This window comes from Rhizobiales bacterium NRL2 (assembly GCA_001664005.1).
In the GTDB taxonomy this organism is placed as follows: domain Bacteria; phylum Pseudomonadota; class Alphaproteobacteria; order Minwuiales; family Minwuiaceae; genus Minwuia.
The window spans coordinates 452518-469492 of sequence record CP016093.1 but is presented as its reverse complement, the minus strand read 5'-3'; the positions used below and the strand labels follow the sequence as shown (position 1 = coordinate 469492).

Annotated in this window: 16 protein-coding genes; 10 read left to right on the top strand and 6 right to left on the bottom strand. The window is 70.1% G+C overall.

What is annotated here, in order from left to right:
- Positions 1-104 precede the first annotated feature (104 nt).
- A complete protein-coding gene (locus tag TEF_02100; protein ANK79718.1) occupies positions 105-761 on the bottom strand; it encodes a flavin-nucleotide-binding protein in 657 nt (218 codons plus the stop codon).
- 85 nt (positions 762-846) lie between these two features.
- Here TEF_02100 and TEF_02095 point away from each other — a divergent pair, with 85 nt between their 5' ends.
- A complete protein-coding gene (locus tag TEF_02095) occupies positions 847-2262 on the top strand; it encodes a hypothetical protein (GenBank protein ID ANK83221.1) in 1416 nt (471 codons plus the stop codon).
- 2 nt (positions 2263-2264) lie between these two features.
- Here the strand turns inward: TEF_02095 and TEF_02090 are convergent, their stop codons facing one another.
- A complete protein-coding gene (locus TEF_02090) occupies positions 2265-2936 on the bottom strand; it encodes a hypothetical protein (GenBank protein ID ANK83220.1) in 672 nt (223 codons plus the stop codon).
- A gap of 119 nt (positions 2937-3055) precedes the next feature.
- Between TEF_02090 and TEF_02085 the strand changes: the two genes are divergently transcribed.
- The 4 genes from TEF_02085 to TEF_02070 all read left to right on the top strand — a co-directional run bounded on the left by TEF_02085 (position 3056) and on the right by TEF_02070 (position 8014).
- Positions 3056-4411 (top strand): UDP-N-acetylglucosamine diphosphorylase/glucosamine-1-phosphate N-acetyltransferase, encoded by a 1356-nt coding sequence (locus tag TEF_02085; protein ID ANK79717.1) that lies wholly within the window; start codon positions 3056-3058, stop codon positions 4409-4411.
- 14 nt (positions 4412-4425) lie between these two features.
- Positions 4426-6249 carry a glutamine--fructose-6-phosphate aminotransferase gene (locus tag TEF_02080; GenBank protein ID ANK79716.1) on the top strand — a complete coding sequence of 608 codons (1824 nt, stop codon included), beginning with the start codon at positions 4426-4428 and terminating at the stop codon, positions 6247-6249.
- 73 nt (positions 6250-6322) lie between these two features.
- Entirely contained in the window at positions 6323-6868 is a 546-nt protein-coding gene (locus tag TEF_02075) for a hypothetical protein (GenBank protein ANK79715.1), read from the top strand.
- 45 nt (positions 6869-6913) lie between these two features.
- On the top strand, positions 6914-8014 hold the full coding sequence (locus TEF_02070) for a hypothetical protein (protein ANK79714.1): 1101 nt from the start codon (positions 6914-6916) through the stop codon (positions 8012-8014).
- Positions 8015-8088: 74 nt separating this feature from the next.
- On the opposite strand, the gene TEF_02065 is transcribed toward TEF_02070, so the two are convergent.
- Positions 8089-9075, bottom strand: coding sequence for a D-glycerate dehydrogenase (locus TEF_02065; GenBank protein ID ANK79713.1), 987 nt, complete (start codon positions 9073-9075; stop codon positions 8089-8091).
- Positions 9076-9253: 178 nt separating this feature from the next.
- Between TEF_02065 and TEF_02060 the strand changes: the two genes are divergently transcribed.
- The 3 genes from TEF_02060 to TEF_02050 are packed head-to-tail and all read left to right on the top strand — an operon-like array spanning position 9254 to position 12157.
- Entirely contained in the window at positions 9254-10123 is an 870-nt protein-coding gene (locus TEF_02060; protein ID ANK79712.1) for a hypothetical protein, read from the top strand.
- Positions 10124-10133: 10 nt separating this feature from the next.
- Positions 10134-11222 carry a histidinol-phosphate transaminase gene (locus TEF_02055; GenBank protein ANK79711.1) on the top strand — a complete coding sequence of 363 codons (1089 nt, stop codon included), beginning with the start codon at positions 10134-10136 and terminating at the stop codon, positions 11220-11222.
- Positions 11222-12157, top strand: a complete 936-nt coding sequence (locus tag TEF_02050) for a hypothetical protein (protein ID ANK79710.1) — start codon at positions 11222-11224, stop codon at positions 12155-12157. The genes TEF_02055 and TEF_02050 overlap by 1 nt, the downstream gene beginning before the upstream one ends.
- A 37-nt stretch (positions 12158-12194) precedes the next feature.
- Here TEF_02050 and TEF_02045 read toward each other — a convergent pair whose 3' ends face one another.
- A complete protein-coding gene (locus TEF_02045) occupies positions 12195-12623 on the bottom strand; it encodes a hypothetical protein (GenBank protein ID ANK79709.1) in 429 nt (142 codons plus the stop codon).
- 72 nt (positions 12624-12695) lie between these two features.
- On the bottom strand, positions 12696-13718 hold the full coding sequence (locus TEF_02040; protein ID ANK79708.1) for a hypothetical protein: 1023 nt from the start codon (positions 13716-13718) through the stop codon (positions 12696-12698).
- A gap of 80 nt (positions 13719-13798) precedes the next feature.
- Between TEF_02040 and TEF_02035 the strand changes: the two genes are divergently transcribed.
- Together TEF_02035 and TEF_02030 are read left to right on the top strand one after the other, a co-directional pair.
- Entirely contained in the window at positions 13799-14719 is a 921-nt protein-coding gene (locus TEF_02035; GenBank protein ANK79707.1) for a peptide ABC transporter ATP-binding protein, read from the top strand.
- Complete coding sequence (locus TEF_02030) at positions 14716-16158, top strand: mannose-1-phosphate guanylyltransferase/mannose-6-phosphate isomerase (GenBank protein ANK79706.1); 1443 nt, start codon at positions 14716-14718, stop codon at positions 16156-16158. The genes TEF_02035 and TEF_02030 overlap by 4 nt, the downstream gene beginning before the upstream one ends.
- A 198-nt stretch (positions 16159-16356) precedes the next feature.
- Here TEF_02030 and TEF_02025 read toward each other — a convergent pair whose 3' ends face one another.
- The gene (locus tag TEF_02025) at positions 16357-16974 is read right to left on the bottom strand and encodes a hypothetical protein (protein ANK79705.1); all 618 of its coding nucleotides are present in this window, start codon (positions 16972-16974) and stop codon (positions 16357-16359) included.
- Position 16975: the final 1 nt, after the last annotated feature.

Sequence of the window (16975 nt, the reverse complement as noted above, 5' to 3'; positions counted from 1 at the left end):
CGGGCCCGGACGGGACGCCAAGGCGCGGGATATGGCGCAATTAGCGCCCCCGCGCAACCCCTCTTTCGCGGTAAACCGGGCCCTGCCGGCCTATGCCCGGCCGGTCAGCCGATGCGGAAGGCCCGGACGTGCCCGGGAACGTCCAGCCCCGGCAGGTTGCGCGGATCGGGCTCCGGTTCGCCGACCTGCTGGCGTATCGGCACCACGCCCGCCCAGATGGGCAGCGCGTAGTCCTCCTCGTCGTCGATGGGGCCGCCATCGCGCACCTTGGCCGCACCTTCGTCGATCGGCATGGTCAGGATCGTGGTGCCCTTCAGCTCCTGATCGGTCATCGGCCTGAGGGTTTCCCAGCGGCCCGGCGTGATCATCTCGACGAAGGTCCTCAGCCGCTCGGTCTTTTCCGCCGGATCCTCGATCTTCCTGGCGCGCCCGAACAGCATCACCGAGCGGTAGTTGACCGAGTGATGGAACCCGGACCGCGCCAGCACCAGCCCGTCGAGCAGGGAAACGGTGAGACAGACCTCGGCGCCTTCCGCGGCGCGCAGCGCCCGGCTGGCGCTGGAGCCGTGCCAGAACACGTCGTCGCCCTCGCGCCACTGGAAGGTCGGCGTGACATAGGGACTGCCGTCGATGGTGTAGCCCACATGACAGTGCATGGTGGCGTCCAGGATGGCGTAGGCGGTCTCCCGGTCCGCATGGCCGCGCAGGTGCGAGCGCCTCAGCCGGGTGCGGTCGGTCGTGGTCAGGTCGTGCTCGGTCATGGCTCTTCCTCCTCGGCGGCGGCGAAGCTAGGCTGAGACTGGCCTGATCGAAATGGCCAATCTGGAAGAATTCAAACAGACCAATATGTCCGACGCCCTGCTCGCCGCCCTGACGCTGGACCGCACCCTGCCCGCCCCCCTGGCGGCGCAGGTCTATGACGCACTGAGAGCGCTGATCGCCGACGGGCGGCTGAAGGCGGGCTCCGCCCTGCCGGCAAGCCGTCCCTTCGCCGCCGAGCTGGGGGTCAGCCGAGCCACGGTCGTCGCGGCCTACGATCAGCTCGTCGCCGAGGGCTATGCCGAGGGACGGCGGGGTTCGGGCGTCTATGTCGGCGATATCGGCGCCGTGCCCGCCCCGGCCGCGGCCGCCGCACCGTCCGAACGCCGGCGGCCGCTAGCCGCGCCCTCCCCGCCGGTGGCCTTCGATCCGGGCGTGCCGGACATGCGCGCCTTTCCCTACCGCGCCTGGGGCCGCACGGTGGCGCGGACCGCGCGGGCGACGCCGGAAGCGCTGGTCCAGGAAACCGAGGCCTTCGGCGACCCGGACCTCAGGGCGGAGATCGCCCGCCACCTCGCCGAATGGCGCGGCGTCGAGGCGCGGCCCGAACAGATCATCGTCACCGCCGGCGCGGGCGACGCGCTGGAAATCGCCATCCGCACCCTGGCCGGGCCGGGCGATGCGGTGGGCCTGGAGGATCCCGGCTATCTGCCGCTGCGCGAATTCGTCCTCGGTCTCGGCCTGCGGCCGCTCTGGCTCGACGTCGACGCGGAGGGCGCCGCGCCGCCCCCGGCCGGCGACCCGCCGGGGCTCAGCATCCTGACCCCCTCGCATCAGTTCCCGCTCGGCGGGGCGATGCCAACGAGCCGGCGCTTCGCCTTCCTCAACTTCGCCGAGGCCACCGGCGCCTGGCTGGTGGAGGACGATTTCGACAGCGAGTTCCGCTATGCCGGCCGGCCGATCCCGGCCCTCGCCAGCCTCGACCGGGGCGGACGGGTGATCTATGTCGGCAGCTTCTCCAAGGTCTTCTCCATGGGCCTCCGGCTCGGCTACATGGTGGCGCCGGAAGCCTTGCTGCCGGCCTTCCGCGACACGCTGGAGCGCCGCTCCCGGCCCAAGGCGTCGGCGGCGCTGCAGCGGCCGCTGGCCGCCTTCATGGCGGAGGGGGAGTTCCACCGCCACATCCGGCGCATGCGCCGAATCTACGCCGAGCGCTACCGCGCCTTCCTGGGCCTGCTCACGGCGTCGGTGGGCGGGCGGTTCGCCTGGGAGGAAAGCCAGGCGGGCATGCAGATCGCGCTCCGCCTCGAGGAGGGGGCCGACGACGCGGCCCTGTCGCGGCTCGCCGCCGAAGCCGGCGTGCGTTGCCCGCCGCTGTCGCGCTACCGCGCCCGGCCGGGCGGCCCGCGCGGCCTGCTGCTGGGCTTCTGCGCCTGTGAACCGGCGGAGATGGCCGAAGGATTCGCGCGGCTGGAACAGGTACTGGCGCGGTGGGACGGCTGAACTCAGATCACGCCGAGCCGCCGGGCCGCAGCGTCGAGCTGACCGAACCCCTCGATCACCAGATCCGCGCCAAGCTCGTGCGCCGGCGTCGAGCCATAGCCGAAGGTGACGGCGATGCAGGGCACGCCGGCATCGCGTGCGGCGCCCACGTCGGCGGACGAATCGCCGATCATCAGCGCCCGGGCGGGATCGCCGCCGGCCGCCTTGATCGTCTCGCTCAGATGCCGCCCGTCGGGCTTGCGGAAGGGGAAACTGTCGGCGCCCTTGACCGCATCGAACAGGTGGCCGATGCGCCAGATCCTGAGCTGCTCGGCGGCGAACTCGTAGCGCTTGTTGGTGCAGATGGCGATCATGGTGCCCCGCGCCCGGAAGCGGTGGATCGCCGCCAGCGCCTCGGGGAAAGGCTCGCTGTGATCGGCCAGGTGCTGCGCGTAATAGGCCAGGAACATGCGCAGCAGCCGCTCGAACCCGTCGCCCTCGGGCACGCCGCCGGTGTCGCCGAAACTGCCGCGGATCATCGGGCCTGCGCCGTCGCCGATCAGGCCCTTCATCCGCTCGAAGCTGACGCGCGGACGATTCTCCATGGCCAGCAGCCAGCAGACGGTCTGGTAGAGGTCCGGCGCGGTGTCGGCCAGCGTGCCGTCGAGATCGAAGACGATGGTGGGTCGGGTCATGACCGATCCTTTGCCCCAGTGGCGCGCCTTCTGCAAGGCTTTGAAACAGTGTTTGAATTGGCCCTGCCGACGCCGGCATGGCATAGCAATTCGCGAATTCGGGAGCGGAGAATCACGAAATGACCCAACGCGCGGTCGCGGCCGTCATCCTGGCGGCCGGCATGGGAACGCGGATGAAGTCGGCCCTGCCCAAGGTGCTGCATCCGGTGGCCGGCCGGCCGATGATCAACCGCATCATCGACACCCTGGCGCCGTTGCGCCCCGAGCGCACGGTCGTCGTCACCGCGCCGGATCACGACGCGGTCCGGGCGGCGGTCGCGCCGGCGAAGACCGCCGTGCAGCAGCCCGCGCTCGGCACCGCCCACGCCGTGCTGGCCGCCCGCGAGCATCTGGAGGGCTTCGACGGAATCGTCCTGGTCATGTTCGGCGACACGCCGCTGCTGACGGCGGAGACCATGCGCGCCATGGCCGGGGCGATGGAGGGACCGGCGGACCCGGCCGTCGCCGTGCTCGGCTTCCGGCCTGAGGATCCGGCCGCCTATGGCCGGCTGGTGACGGGCGGTGACGGCGCGCTGGAGGCGATCGTCGAGTTCCGCGACTGCGACGAGGCGCAGAAGCGGATCGGCTTCTGCAATGCCGGAATCATGGGCCTGGACGGCCGCGTGGCCCTGGCCCTGCTGGACCGCATCGGCAACGACAACGCCAAGGGCGAATACTACCTGACCGACATCGTGGCCCTCGCCCGCGCCGAGGGCCGGGCCTGCGTCACCGTGGAGGGCGATGCGGAGGAGGTCATGGGCGTCGACGACCGGCTGCGGCTGGCGGCGGCGGAGCGGGTGGCGCAGCGCCGGCTGCGCAACGACGCCATGGCGAACGGCGCGACGCTGATCGATCCCGGGACCGTGCATTTCTGCTGGGACACGAAGCTGGGCCGCGACGTCACCGTGGAGCCCCATGTCGTCTTCGGCCCCGGCGTCACCGTGGGCGACGATGTCCGTATCAAGGCCTTCAGCCATCTGGAGGGGGCCAATGTGCACGCCACCGCCGAGATCGGCCCCTATGCCCGCCTCCGCCCCGGCGCGGAAATCCAGGCGGCGGCCCGCATCGGCAATTTCGTCGAGGTGAAGAAGGCGGTGATCGAGGCGGGCGCCAAGGTCAACCACCTGAGCTATATCGGCGACGCCCGGGTCGGGCGGCAGGCCAATATCGGCGCCGGCACCATCACCTGCAACTATGACGGTTTCGACAAGCACCGCACCGACATCGGCGCCGGCGCCTTCATCGGCTCCAACTCGGCGCTGGTGGCGCCGGTCCGCATCGGCGACGGCGCCATCGTCGGCGCGGGCAGCACCATCGCCGAGGACGTCGCCGCCGACGACCTGGCGTTCACCCGCGCGCCGCAGACGGCGAAGAGCGGCTGGGCCGCCGGCTTCCGCGCCGGACGGCAGGACCGCAAGAACAAGAACGCGAAGTAGAAGGAAAACAGGGCATGTGCGGCATTGTCGGCGTGATCGGCAGGGGCGAGGCTGCGCCCCGCCTGCTGGAGGGGCTGAAGCGCCTCGAATACCGCGGCTATGATTCGGCCGGCATCGCAACCCTGGTAAACGGCGGCATCGAGCGCCGCCGCGCCGAGGGCAAGCTGGTCAATCTGGAAAAGGCGCTTGCCGAATGGAGCCTGGACGGCGACATCGGCATCGGCCACACCCGCTGGGCGACGCATGGCGTGCCCAACGAAGCCAACGCCCACCCACACGCCACCCACCGCGTGGCCCTGGTCCACAACGGCATCATCGAGAACTACCGGGAACTGGCCGCCGAGCTGAAGGCGGCCGGCTGCGTGTTCGCCTCCGAGACCGACACCGAGATCGTCGCCCATCTGATCACCCGCAATCTGGAAGACGGCCTGGGCCCGCGAGAGGCCGTGGCCGCGGCGCTGAAACGCCTGGAAGGCGCCTTCGCGCTGGGCATCATCTTCGCCGGCGAGCACGAGCTGATGATCGGCGCCCGCCGCGGCAGCCCGCTGGCCGTCGGCTTTGGCGACGACGAGATGTTCCTCGGCTCCGACGCCATGGCGCTGGCCCCGATGACCAACCGCATCGCCTATCTGAAGGAAGGCGATTACGTCGTCGTCACGCGCAAGGGCGCCAGCTTCTACGACCACGAGGACAACGCGGTGGAGCGGGAGATCAAGCAGTCCGCGATCTCCGGCGCCATGATCGGCAAGGGCAACCACCGCCACTTCATGCTGAAGGAGATCTTCGAGCAGCCGGCGGTCATCGGCGACACCCTGCACAGCTACCTGACGCCGGCGACCGGCGAGATCGTGCTGCCGCCCATGCCCTTCGACGTCGCCGCCCTGCCCAGGATCACGATCATCGCCTGCGGCACGTCCTTCTACGCGGCCATGGTCGCCAAGTACTGGTTCGAGCAGGTGGCGCGAGTCTCGGTGGAGGTCGACGTCGCCAGCGAGTTCCGCTACCGCGAGGCGCCGATGCCCGAGGGCGGTCTCGGCATCTTCATCTCCCAGTCCGGCGAGACCGCCGACACCCTGGCGGCGCTGCAATACTGCCGCGAGCAGAAGCAGCATATCGTCGCCATCGTCAACGTGCCCGAGAGCTCCATCGCCCGGGAGTCGGACGTGGTGCTGCAGACGCTCGCCGGGCCGGAAATCGGCGTCGCCTCGACCAAGGCGTTCACCTGCCAGCTGGCGACGCTGGCCTGCATGGTGATCTCCTTCGCCCGCGCCCGCGGCGCCATCGACGAGGCCGAGGAAGACCGCCTGGCCTTCGCCCTGGCGCATGTGCCGGCCATGGCCGCCCAGGTGCTGAACCACGACGAGGCGATCCGCGACCTGGCCCACGCCATCTTCGAGAAGCGCGACGTGCTCTATCTGGGGCGCGGCACGGGCTACCCGCTGGCGCTGGAAGGTGCGCTGAAGCTGAAGGAGATCAGCTACATCCACGCCGAGGGCTATGCCTCCGGGGAGATGAAGCACGGCCCCATCGCGCTGATCGACGAGGAGGTGCCGGTGATCGTCATCGCGCCGACCGACCGCTGGTTCGACAAGACCGTGTCCAACATGCGCGAGGTCATGGCCCGGGGCGGCAAGGTGATCTTCCTCTCCGACGCGGCCGGCGTCGATGCGGTGGGCGAGGACGCCTTCGCGGCGATCGAACTGCCGAGCGTCGATCCCTTCGTCGCGCCCCTGCTCTACGCCATTCCGGTGCAGCTTCTGGCCTATCACGTGGCGGTGCTGAAGGGCACCGATGTCGACCAGCCGCGCAATCTGGCGAAGTCCGTCACGGTCGAGTGAGCGGCCGCGGCCTCGTCTCGACGCCGCCGCCGCCCATATGCAGAATATGCGCATGTACCGACGTTCCATGACAATGCCGCTTGCCGCGGCGGCCCTGGCCGGCCTGCTGACGGTCTGGACGCCGGCGGCGGCCGATCAGAACGATCCACGCCTGGACGGCCTGTTCGGCGAGTTGCAGAGCATCGAGGGGCCGGAAGCCCTGAAGGTGCAGAACCGGATCTGGGGCGTCTGGCACGAATCGGGCTCCGACACCGTGGATCTGCTGATGGTCGACGCCGCCGAAGCGATGCAGCGCGGCCTGCACGAGCAGGCCGAGGCGCAGTACGACGCGGTGATCGATCTGGCCCCGGAATTCGCCGAGGGCTGGAACCGGCGCGCCACCCTGCGCTTCATCCGTGGCGACTACCGCGGCTCGATCGAGGACATCCAGCGCGTCCTGGATCTGGAGCCCCGCCATTTCGGCGCCTATTCGGGGCTCGGCATGATCTACGACCGGCTCGATCAGCCCGAAGCCGCCCTGAAGGCGTTCGAGCGGGCGCTGCTGATCAACCCGCATATGGATCAGGTGCGCAGCCGCGCCGGCGCCATCGCCAAGGAACTCAAGGACAGGGAAATCTAGGCGCACCCCCTTGTGCCGCGGCGGCTGCCGTCCTTTGATGGCCCCATGACGGAACCCGCCGACACATTCGCGTTCGGCGCCGGCGCGGACCGCGACTGGCGCACGGCGGTGAGCGCCTGCCTCGACCAGCTGGAAGCCAGCGGCGCCGCCGGCTGCCGCCTCGGCTTCGTCTATCTCACCGACCACTTCTCGGCCCACGCCAGCGACATCCTGACCGTGCTGCGCGGGCGCACCGGCATCGACGACTGGGTCGGCACCACCGGCATCGGCGTGGTCGCCGGCCGCCGGCAACTGTTCGACGAACCGGGCGTGGCGGCGATGGCGATGGCCGCGCCACGCGCGCACTACCGCCTGCTGCGCCGCGCCGAGGATGACATCGAGGGGATCGAACCCTGGTTCGGCGTCCTGCACGCCGACGCCCGCGCGCCCGACCTGCCCGAGGGCGTGGCGGAACTGGCAGCGCGGCTCGGCGGCTACTGGGTGGGCGGCATCGCCGCCTCCCGCGCCGCCTGGCCGATGATCGCGCGCGGCCTGGCCGACACGCCGCTGAGCGGCGTCGCGCTTTCCGCGGACATCGGCGTCAGCACGGCGCTGAGCCAGGGCTGCTCGCCCATCGGTCCGCCCCGCGAAATCACGCGCGCGGAAAAGAACGTGGTCGTCGAACTGGATGGACAACCCGCCTTCGAGGTCTTCCGCGAGGAGGCCGGCGAAGTTCTGGCGCGCAATCTGGAACGGGTGCCGGGCTTCATCTTCGCCGGCCTGCCGGTCAGCGGCGCCGACAGCGGCGACTATCTGGTGCGCGACATCACCGGCCTGGACCCGCAGCACGGCCTGGTCGCCGTCGCCGAGGAGGTCGAGGTCGGCGGGCGGCTGATGTTCTGCCGCCGCGACGGGGCCAGCGCGGCCGAGGACATGACGCGGATGCTGGACAAGCTGGAGCGCTCGCTGGACGGCAAACGGCCGCGCGGCGGGCTGTACTATTCCTGCCTGGGCCGGGGGCCGAACATGTTCGACGCCGACCGCACCGAACTGGACATGATCGCCGAGCGTTTCGGCGACTTCCCGCTGACCGGCTTCTTCTGCAACGGGGAAATCTCCAACGCCCGGCTCTACACCTATACGGGCGTGCTCTCGCTGTTCACGTGACCGGGTCGGCGCGCGGGGGATGGCATGGCTGGCCCGCACGCCTTCTGCGATGTCCCGCCGCCTGCGTGCCGGCGTCAGAGGTCCGGCAGCACCCGGTCGGGCGGGGTGTGGCCGTCGACGAAGGTCTTGATGTTGATCAGCACCTTCTCGCCCATGTCGACGCGGCCCTCGATGGTGGCCGAGCCCATGTGCGGCAGCAGGACGACGTTGTCCATCTCGATCAGCTTCGGATTCACCGCCGGCTCGTGCTCGAAGACGTCGAGCCCGGCGCCCGCGATGTCGCCGGCGCGCAGCATCCGCGTCAGCGCGTTCTCGTCGATCACCTCGCCGCGGGAGGTGTTGACGATGTAGGAGGTCGGCTGCATCAGCTTCAGCCGCCGGGCCGACAGCAGGTGATAGGTTGCCGGGGTGTGCGGGCAGTTGACGGAAATGATGTCCATCCTCGCCAGCATCTGGTCCAGGCTCTCCCAGTAGGTCGCCTCCAGCTCCTGCTCGACGGATTCGTGCACGCGGCGGCGGTTGTGATAGTGGATCGAGAGGCCGAAGGCCTTGGCCCGGCGGGCGACCGCGGTGCCGATGCGGCCCATGCCGATGATGCCCAGGCGCTTGCCCCAGATGCGGTGGCCCAGCATGTGGGTCGGCGACCAGCCGCTCCAGTCGCCCTCGCGCAGTTGCCGCTCGCCCTCGGTCAGCCTCCGCGGCACGGCCAGCATCAGCGCCATGGTCATGTCGGCGGTGTCCTCGGTCAGGACGCCCGGCGTGTTGCAGACGGTGATGCCGCGCTGGCGGGCGGCGGCGAGATCGATGTGATCGACACCGGTGCCGAAGCTGGCGATCAGCCTGAGATCCGGATTGGCCTGGCTGAGAATGCCCGCGTCGATGCGGTCCGTCACCGTGGGCACCAGCACGTCCGCGACCTTCACCGCCTCCATCAGCTCGGTCTTGGACATCGGCTTGTCGTCCAGGTTCAGCCGCGTGTCGAACAGCTCCATCATCCGCGTCTCGATCGCGTCTGGCAGCTTCCGGGTGACGATGACCAGCGGTTTCTTCTGCGAGCTCATAGGCGGCTTCCCCTCGAAGGGCCTCATGGACGTGTGAGGGTCAGTAGCAGCGGGCCCAGGCCTTGTCCAGCATGCGCCGCGGCCGGGTGCTGCGGGGCGGCGATTCGGCCTTTGCGGGGCATGGCGCTTGTGACTATGCTCCGCCGCCGCCAGGGCAATCAGGAGGAGAACGGTCGCAATGTCGGAGGAAGCGCCGGCAGGTCTGGACAAGCTGCGCGAGGACATCGACCGCATCGACCGGGAGCTGCACCAGCTCCTGCGCGAGCGGGCGGCGGTGGTGCGCCGCATCGGCCTGGCCAAGCGGACCGCCAGCGGCGAGCGGGCCGCATTCATCCGCCCGGGACGCGAGGCGGAGCTGATGCGCGGCCGGATCGGCGACCATGACGGCGCGCTGCCCGCCGCCGCGGTGGCGCGCATCTGGCGCGAGATTCTCTCCGGCGCCTGCCAGATGCAGGCCCCCTTCGGCGTCGCGCTCTATTCGCCGGAACGCTCGATCTCCCACTGGGACCTGGTGCGCAACCATTTCGGCAGCCTGACGCCGATCCGGCTCTGCGCCAGTGCCCAGCGCGTACTGCAGGAGGTCGGCCAGCAGAACACCATCGGCGTGCTGCCCTGGCCCGACCACGAGGAGGCGCAGCCCTGGTGGCCGAACCTGGCCAGCGAGGACGCGCGGGCCGTCAACATCGTCAGCGCCCTGCCCTTCTACGAAAGCGCCACAGGCCGCTTCGAGAGCCGTCGCCTGATGGCGGTGGCGACCTACCCGCCCGAACCCTCCAGCGACGACGTCAGCTACATGATCGTCGACACCGACCCGGAGCTCAGCCGCACGCGCCTCGGCGCGCTGCTCAACCAGGCGGAGCTGAAGGGCGGCGTGATGGCCACCTACGGCCGGGAGGGCCTGATGAAGCAGCTGCTGGAGCTGGAGGGCTTCATCGGCCGCCAGGACGAGCGGCTGGGCCGCCTGGTCGGCGGCAGCGACGGCGCGATCACCCGGGCCGCCGTCATCGGCGCCTCGGCGCGGCCGCTCGGCGTGCTGGACACCGAGTAGAGGACCTCCCATGACCAACCCGACGCCGCAGCCAGGCCTGATGGACATCACGCCCTACAAGGGTGGCGAATCCGAGATCGAGGGCCAGAGCCACGTGCGCAAGCTCTCCGCCAACGAGACGCCGCTCGGCCCCAGCCCGAAGGCGATCGAGGCGTTCCGCGCCATGGCCGGCCGCATCGGCCAGTATCCGGACGGCGGCGCCACCCGGCTGCGCCGCGCGCTGGGCCGCCGCCACGGCCTGGACCCCGACCGGATCGTCTGCGGCAACGGCTCCGACGAACTGATCGGACTGCTGGTCTCGTCCTATGCGGGGGCGGGCGACGAGGTGCTGTTCAGCCGCCACGGCTTCCTGATGTACGCCATCGCCGCCAAGGCCAATGGGGCCACGCCGGTGATGGCGCCGGAGACGGACTACACCGCCAGCGTCGACGCCCTGCTCGCCGCGGTGACCGAACGCACGCGGCTGGTCTTCCTGGCCAACCCCAACAACCCCACCGGCACCTTCGTCACCGCCGACGAGGTCGCGCGGTTGCGCGCGGGTCTGCGCGACAACGTCCTGCTGGTGATCGACGCCGCCTATGCGGAATACGTTTCCCGCAACGACTACGAGCCCGGCGTGGAGCTGGTGAACGCAAACGACAACGTCGTCATGACCCGCACCTTCTCGAAGATCTACGGGCTGGCGGGGCTGCGTGTCGGCTGGGCCTACGCGCCCGCCGCGGTGATCGACGTGCTGCACCGCGCCCGCGGCCCGTTCAACGTCAACCTGGCCGCGCAGGAGGCCGCCCTGGCGGCGCTGGACGACACCGCCCACATCGACGCCGCGCGCACCCACAACGACGTCTGGCTGCCGAAGCTGACCGCGGCGCTGAACGGACTCGGCCTGGAGACGACCGCCTCGATCGGCAATTTCGCGCTGGCGCGTTTTCCCGGCGGCGCCGAGCAGGCGCTGGCGGCCGACGCCTTCCTGAAGGCGCGCGGCATCATCGTCCGCCCGGTCGGCGCCTATGGCCTGCCCGACTGCCTGCGCATCACCATCGGCACCGAGGACGACAACCTGGCCGTCATCGACGCGCTGAAGGCCTTCCTGGAAAGCTGATGGCCGACGCGCAACCCTTCCGCAGGCTGTGCCTGGTCGGCATCGGCCTGATCGCCTCTTCGATTGCCCGGGCGGCGCGCGAGCACGGCCTGGCCGAGACCATCGTCTGCGCCTCGCCGGACGCCGCCCACCGCGCCGAGGCGCTGGCGCTGGGCATCGCCGACGAAGCCTTCGCATCGAACGCCGAAGCCGTGCGCGGCGCCGATCTGGTCATCCTGTGCACGCCGGTGGGCGTGATGGGCGCCGTGGCGCACGAAATCGGCGGTGATCTGGACGAAGGCGCGATACTCTCCGACGTGGGCTCGGTGAAGCAGGGCGTGATCGACGCCGTCTCGCCCCACCTGCCCGACCATGTGCGTTTCGTGCCCGCCCATCCCATCGCCGGTACCGAGAATTCCGGCCCCGCGGCGGGTTTCGCGTCGCTGTTCCGAGGGCGCTGGCTGGTCATCACGCCCAATGGCCTCTCCGATGACCAATCGGTGGCGCGGCTGACGGCCTTCTGGACCGCCATGGGCGCGGAAGTGGAAGTCATGGACGCCGGCCATCACGACCAGGTGCTGGCGATCACCAGCCACATCCCGCATCTGATCGCCTACAACATCGTCGGCACGGCCGACGACCTGGAGACGGTGACCAAGTCGGAGGTGATCAAGTTCTCCGCCGCCGGCTTCCGCGACTTCACGCGTATCGCCGCCTCCGATCCGACCATGTGGCGCGACGTCTTCCTCAACAACCGGGAAGCCGTGCTGGAGATGCTGGCGCGCTTTTCCGAGGATCTGACGGCGCTGCAGCGCGCCATCCGCTGGGGCGACGGCGAGACGCTGTTCCAGCTCTTCACCCGCACCCGCGCCATCCGCCGCGCCATCATCGATGCGGGCCAGGATTCGGCGGCGCCGAACTTCGGCCGCGATGTCGACGGCGCCGGCGACGACTGACACAGCGTGCCGCCGCCATCCGCGGCGGCATCCGTCCCTACTGGTTCCGCACGATGACCCTGATCGGCTCGGAGACCAGCGGTGGATCGTGGGGGATGTGATTGGCGTCGCCCATGATGAGCTGGAGCGTGTGCGGTCCGGACGGCAGCCTGAGTTCGACGGCGGTCTGGCCCTTGCCGAAATGCACCAGGCTGTCTTCGGCCGGCAGCGAATACTGCAGATCCTCGCCGGCCGGCACGGTGCGGTCGATCAGCAGGTGATGATGGCCGGAGCCCGGCGTCTCGTCGCCGGCGGGCCGGACGGTGACGCCCTTGACGCCGAACTCCACGCGGAACGGGCTGGAGACGGTGTCGCCGTCCTTCGGCGAGACGATGTAGAGTTCCGCATCCGCCGGCCAGGGCGAGGACTCCGCCAGGGCCAGAGCAGGCGCGGCAAGGATGACGAGCGCGGCGATCAGCGATTTCATTGTTGTTGGCCTCCTGGATGATCACTGCCGGTTGATATCAGGCTTCGGCCCGCCTGCGGCAAGCGACGGCCATCAATAAAGCGGCGGCGCGTCGAACAGGCCGAATTCGAGCAGGCGGACACGGCCGTCCTGGATCGAGAAAGGCACCCGCACGACGGCGCGCCCTTCCCCGTCGCGTTGTTCCAGCGCCTTGATGGCCAGCTTCAGGCCGAGCTGCGCGCCGCCGGAGAGGTCGCCCGCCGCCGCCAGCGCGTCGACGAAGGCCTCGGCGCCGAAGACCTGCAGCACGCCTGCGCCCTCCGGCCGGCGCGCCGCGTCGAGGGCGAAGGTGCCGTCGCCGGTGACCGCCAGCTCCCCGGTGCGGACGTCCAGCGCGTTGACCTCCAGCACCCCGCCCCGGTCCCGCCAGGCGTCCAGCGCCGAGGGCGCGGTCGATTCCGGCATGGGCGCAAGGGTGACGGCGATCCGCGCCAGGTCGACCGCCTCGCCCAGGGGACTGGCCGCCGGGTCAACCCGCATCTCGTCGCCCCGGAAGGTCAGCTCCAGCGCCGGCGGACCGCTGTCCCCGGCATCGGCCAGCCGGCCATGGCTCTGCAGCCGCGCCGCGCGCCTGAGCGCGAGGTCGCCCGAGGCCTCCACCTGGACCAGATCGGCGTCATAGCGGGTGATCCGCCCCCGGTCGGTGAAGCGCACGGAGGACAGCGCCCGCTCCGCCACCACCGTGGCGCGGCGCTGGACCCCGCCCTCGATCCAGCCCAGCTTCTGCGGCCCGCGGGTTTCGGCGATGGCGTGGCCGCGCTTCCAGGGCTGGAAGTAGATCACGGCCTCGTCGGCCGACCATTCGGGCGCCATGTTGAGGCGGGGCGCGGCGATCTCCGGCTGGGCGACGTGCAGTTCCAGCCGGTAGGGGAACCCCGTCACCTCGACGGCGCCATGGCGGACCGAGACGCCCTCGGCGCGGCGCTGCTCGACCCAGCGGTTGAAACCGCGTTCCAGGCCGTCGGCCAGCGCATTCCAGTAGAACCAGTAGCCCACGCCGGCGGCGACCACTGCCAGCAGGATGATGGGACCGATCCAGCGCGCGACCTTGCTCATGAGGAACTCCGGGTTCGAATCAGCACCCTTATAAGAGGTCCGGCCTTGTCCGTCTGCCCCCGCCCGGCTATGGCAGACCGATGACCGCGCCCGCGCAGACCCCGTCGCCCGGATTCGTCGCCGCCGTGCTGATGCCGGCGGTGTTCGTCTTTCTGTGGTCGACCGGCTTCATCGGCGCCAAGCTCGGCCTGCCCTATGCCGAGCCCATGACCTTTCTGGCGCTGCGCTTCGCCCTCGTCGTGGCGATCCTGGCGCCGCTGGCGCTGCTGATGCGGGCGCCCTGGCCGGACCGCGCCGCCGACGTGGGCCATATCGCCATCGTCGGCGTGCTGCTGCACGGGGTCTATCTGGGCGGCGTCTTCGCCGCGATCAGCCTGGGCGTGGAGGCCGGCACCGCGGCCCTGATCGTCGCCCTGCAGCCCATCCTGACCGCCATCCTGGCCGGGCCGGTGCTGGGCGAGCGCGTCAGCCTGCGCCAGTGGATCGGCTTCTTTCTCGGCCTCGCCGGCGTCTTCCTGGTGGTCTACCGCAAGCTGGAGCAGGGGCTGGGCACGCCGGAAGGCATGGCGCTGGCAGTGATGGCGCTGTTCGGCATCACCATCGGCACGCTCTACCAGAAACGCTTCTGCACCCAGATGGACCTGCGCACGGGCAACGCCATCCAGTTCGCCGCGGCCGCGGTCGCGCTCGGCGTCATCGCCTTCGCCATCGAGACCCGCGAGATCACCTGGTCGGGCGAGTTCGTCTTCGCGCTCGGCTGGCTGGTCCTGGTCATGTCCATCGGCGCCATCACCCTGCTGATGATCCTGATCCGTCAGGGCGCCGCGTCCAAGGTCTCCAGCCTGTTCTTCCTCGTGCCTGCCTCCACGGCGCTGATCGCCTGGCCCCTTTTCGGCGAGACCTTCGGACCGGCCGCCATCGCCGGCATGGTTCTGGTGACCGTGGGCGTGGCCATGGTAAATCTCGGCGGCCAGCGACCGGCACGGAGGGCGGCAGGATGACCAGCGGGACCGCGCGGATCTTTCCCGTGCTGCTTTCAGGCGGCGCGGGGACACGGCTCTGGCCGCTCTCGCGCAGTCTCTACCCCAAGCAGCTCCTGCCGCTGGCCGGCGAGGAAACCATGCTGCAGGCGACGGCGCTGCGCGTGCCCGACGATCCTGCCTACGCCGCGCCGCTGGCGATCTGCAACAACGACCACCGCTTCATCATCGCCGAGCAGCTTCGCGCCATCGGCCGCGAGCCGCTGGCCATCATGCTGGAGCCGGTGGGCCGCAACACCGCACCGGCGGCGGCCGCGGCAGCGCTCTGGTGTCTCGCGCGCAACCCGGAAGCGGTGATCGCCCTGCTGCCGGCGGACCACGTCATCCGGGAAATCGAAGGCTTCCGCCGCCTGCTGGCGCGGGCGGTGGAGATGGCCGACGCCGGCCACATCGTCACCTTCGGCATCCGGCCGACCGAGCCGCACACGGGCTATGGCTATATCCGCCAGGGCGCGGCCATCGCCGATGGCGTCTTCCACGTCGACCAGTTCACCGAGAAGCCCGACGCGACGACCGCCGCCGGCTATCTCACCGATGGCGGCTATTCCTGGAATTCCGGCATGTTCGTCGCCCGGGCCGACGCCCTGATCGGGGAGATGCGGCGCTTCCGCCCCGATATCGTCGACGCAGTGGAGCGGGCGCTGGACGGCGCGGAGCGCGATCTCGACTTCCTGCGCCTGGACGAGGCCGCATTCGCCGCCTGCCCGGCGCAGTCGATCGACTTCGCGGTGATGGAGAAGACCGAGCGCGCCGCCGTCATGCCCTGCGACATCGGCTGGTCAGACATCGGCTCCTGGACCGCGCTGTGGGACATCGCCGAGAAGGACGCGAACGGCAACGCCGTCCAGGGCGACGTCATCCTGCGCGACGTGAGCAACAGCTATATCCGCACCGAGAAGACGGTCGTCGCCGCCATCGGCGTCTCCGACCTCACCATCGTCGAGACCTCCGACGCCGTGCTGGTCGCCCGCCGCGACCGCACCCAGGAGGTCAAGGAGGTGGTCGAGATGCTGAAGGCGGAGGGCCGGGCCGAGCACGAGAGCCATGTCCGCCACTACCGCCCCTGGGGCTATTACGAGCCGCTGGATTTCGGCGCCCGCTATCAGGTCAAGCGCCTGGTGGTGAACCCCGGCGCGCAGCTCTCCTACCAGCTTCACCACCACCGCGCGGAGCACTGGGTGGTGGTCTCCGGCACCGCGAAGGTGACGACCGGCGAGGAGACCGTGCTGCTGTCGGAGAACGAATCCACCTACATCGCCATCGGCACCGCCCACCGCCTCGCCAATCCCGGCAAGGTGCCGCTGGAGGTCATCGAGATCCAGTCGGGCAGCTATCTGGGCGAGGACGACATCGTCCGCCTCGACGATCCCTACAACCGCGCCGACCACGAGACGAAGTAGGAGACGGGTCCGGCGGCGCGGCCACGCGCGGGTCCTGCGCGGCGCGGACGCCTGACCGGCATCGCCGTTCCAGCGGCCCTGCTCAGGCGTGGGCCCCGGGCTCCTTGAAGGCAGGTTTCGAGTCCTGCGCGGCGCGCAAGCGCCGGCGCGGGATCCATGCCTGAGCCTTTCCGGGGGTGGGGCGGATTGCGGCCGTGTTCACGCGTAGGGCTTCGCCAGCGCGCGTTCGACCATCTCCAGGCGGTCCTGGCCGTAGAACATGTCGCCGTCGACGAAATAGGTGGGCGAGCCGAAGATGCTGCGCTCGATCGCGTCCCGGCTGTAGCGGTCATAGATCTCGCGCACGGCCGGGCTGTCGGCGGCCTCCAGCAGCGGTTGCGGATCGACGCCCGCTTCCCGGCCGAGACGCAGCAGCGTGCCTCGGTCGGCGAGATCGGCGTCCTCCTTCCAGTGCGCTTCCAGCAGGCGGTGCGCCAGTTCGTCGATCACCAGCCCCTGCTCCATGCCGGCGATCAGGAAGCAGTTGGGCAGCCCGATATCGTGGTGGTGAAAGGTGGGTGTCCGGCCCAGCACCGGCGCACCGCGCTCCTCCGACCAGCGCCGGATCTCGCGGCCGAAGAAATACTGGACATGCGCCTTCGAGCGCTTCGGGAACGGCGTCGCGCCGGCTTCTGCCACGACCAGTCGAAGGTCCACCGGCCGGTGGACGATCCGCCGCCCGGCCTTCGCCGCGATCGCCATGAACCGCCTCGAGCCCAGATAGGCAAAGGCCGAATGGGCCGCATAGAAATATTCGATCACGCCATCAGCGGACATG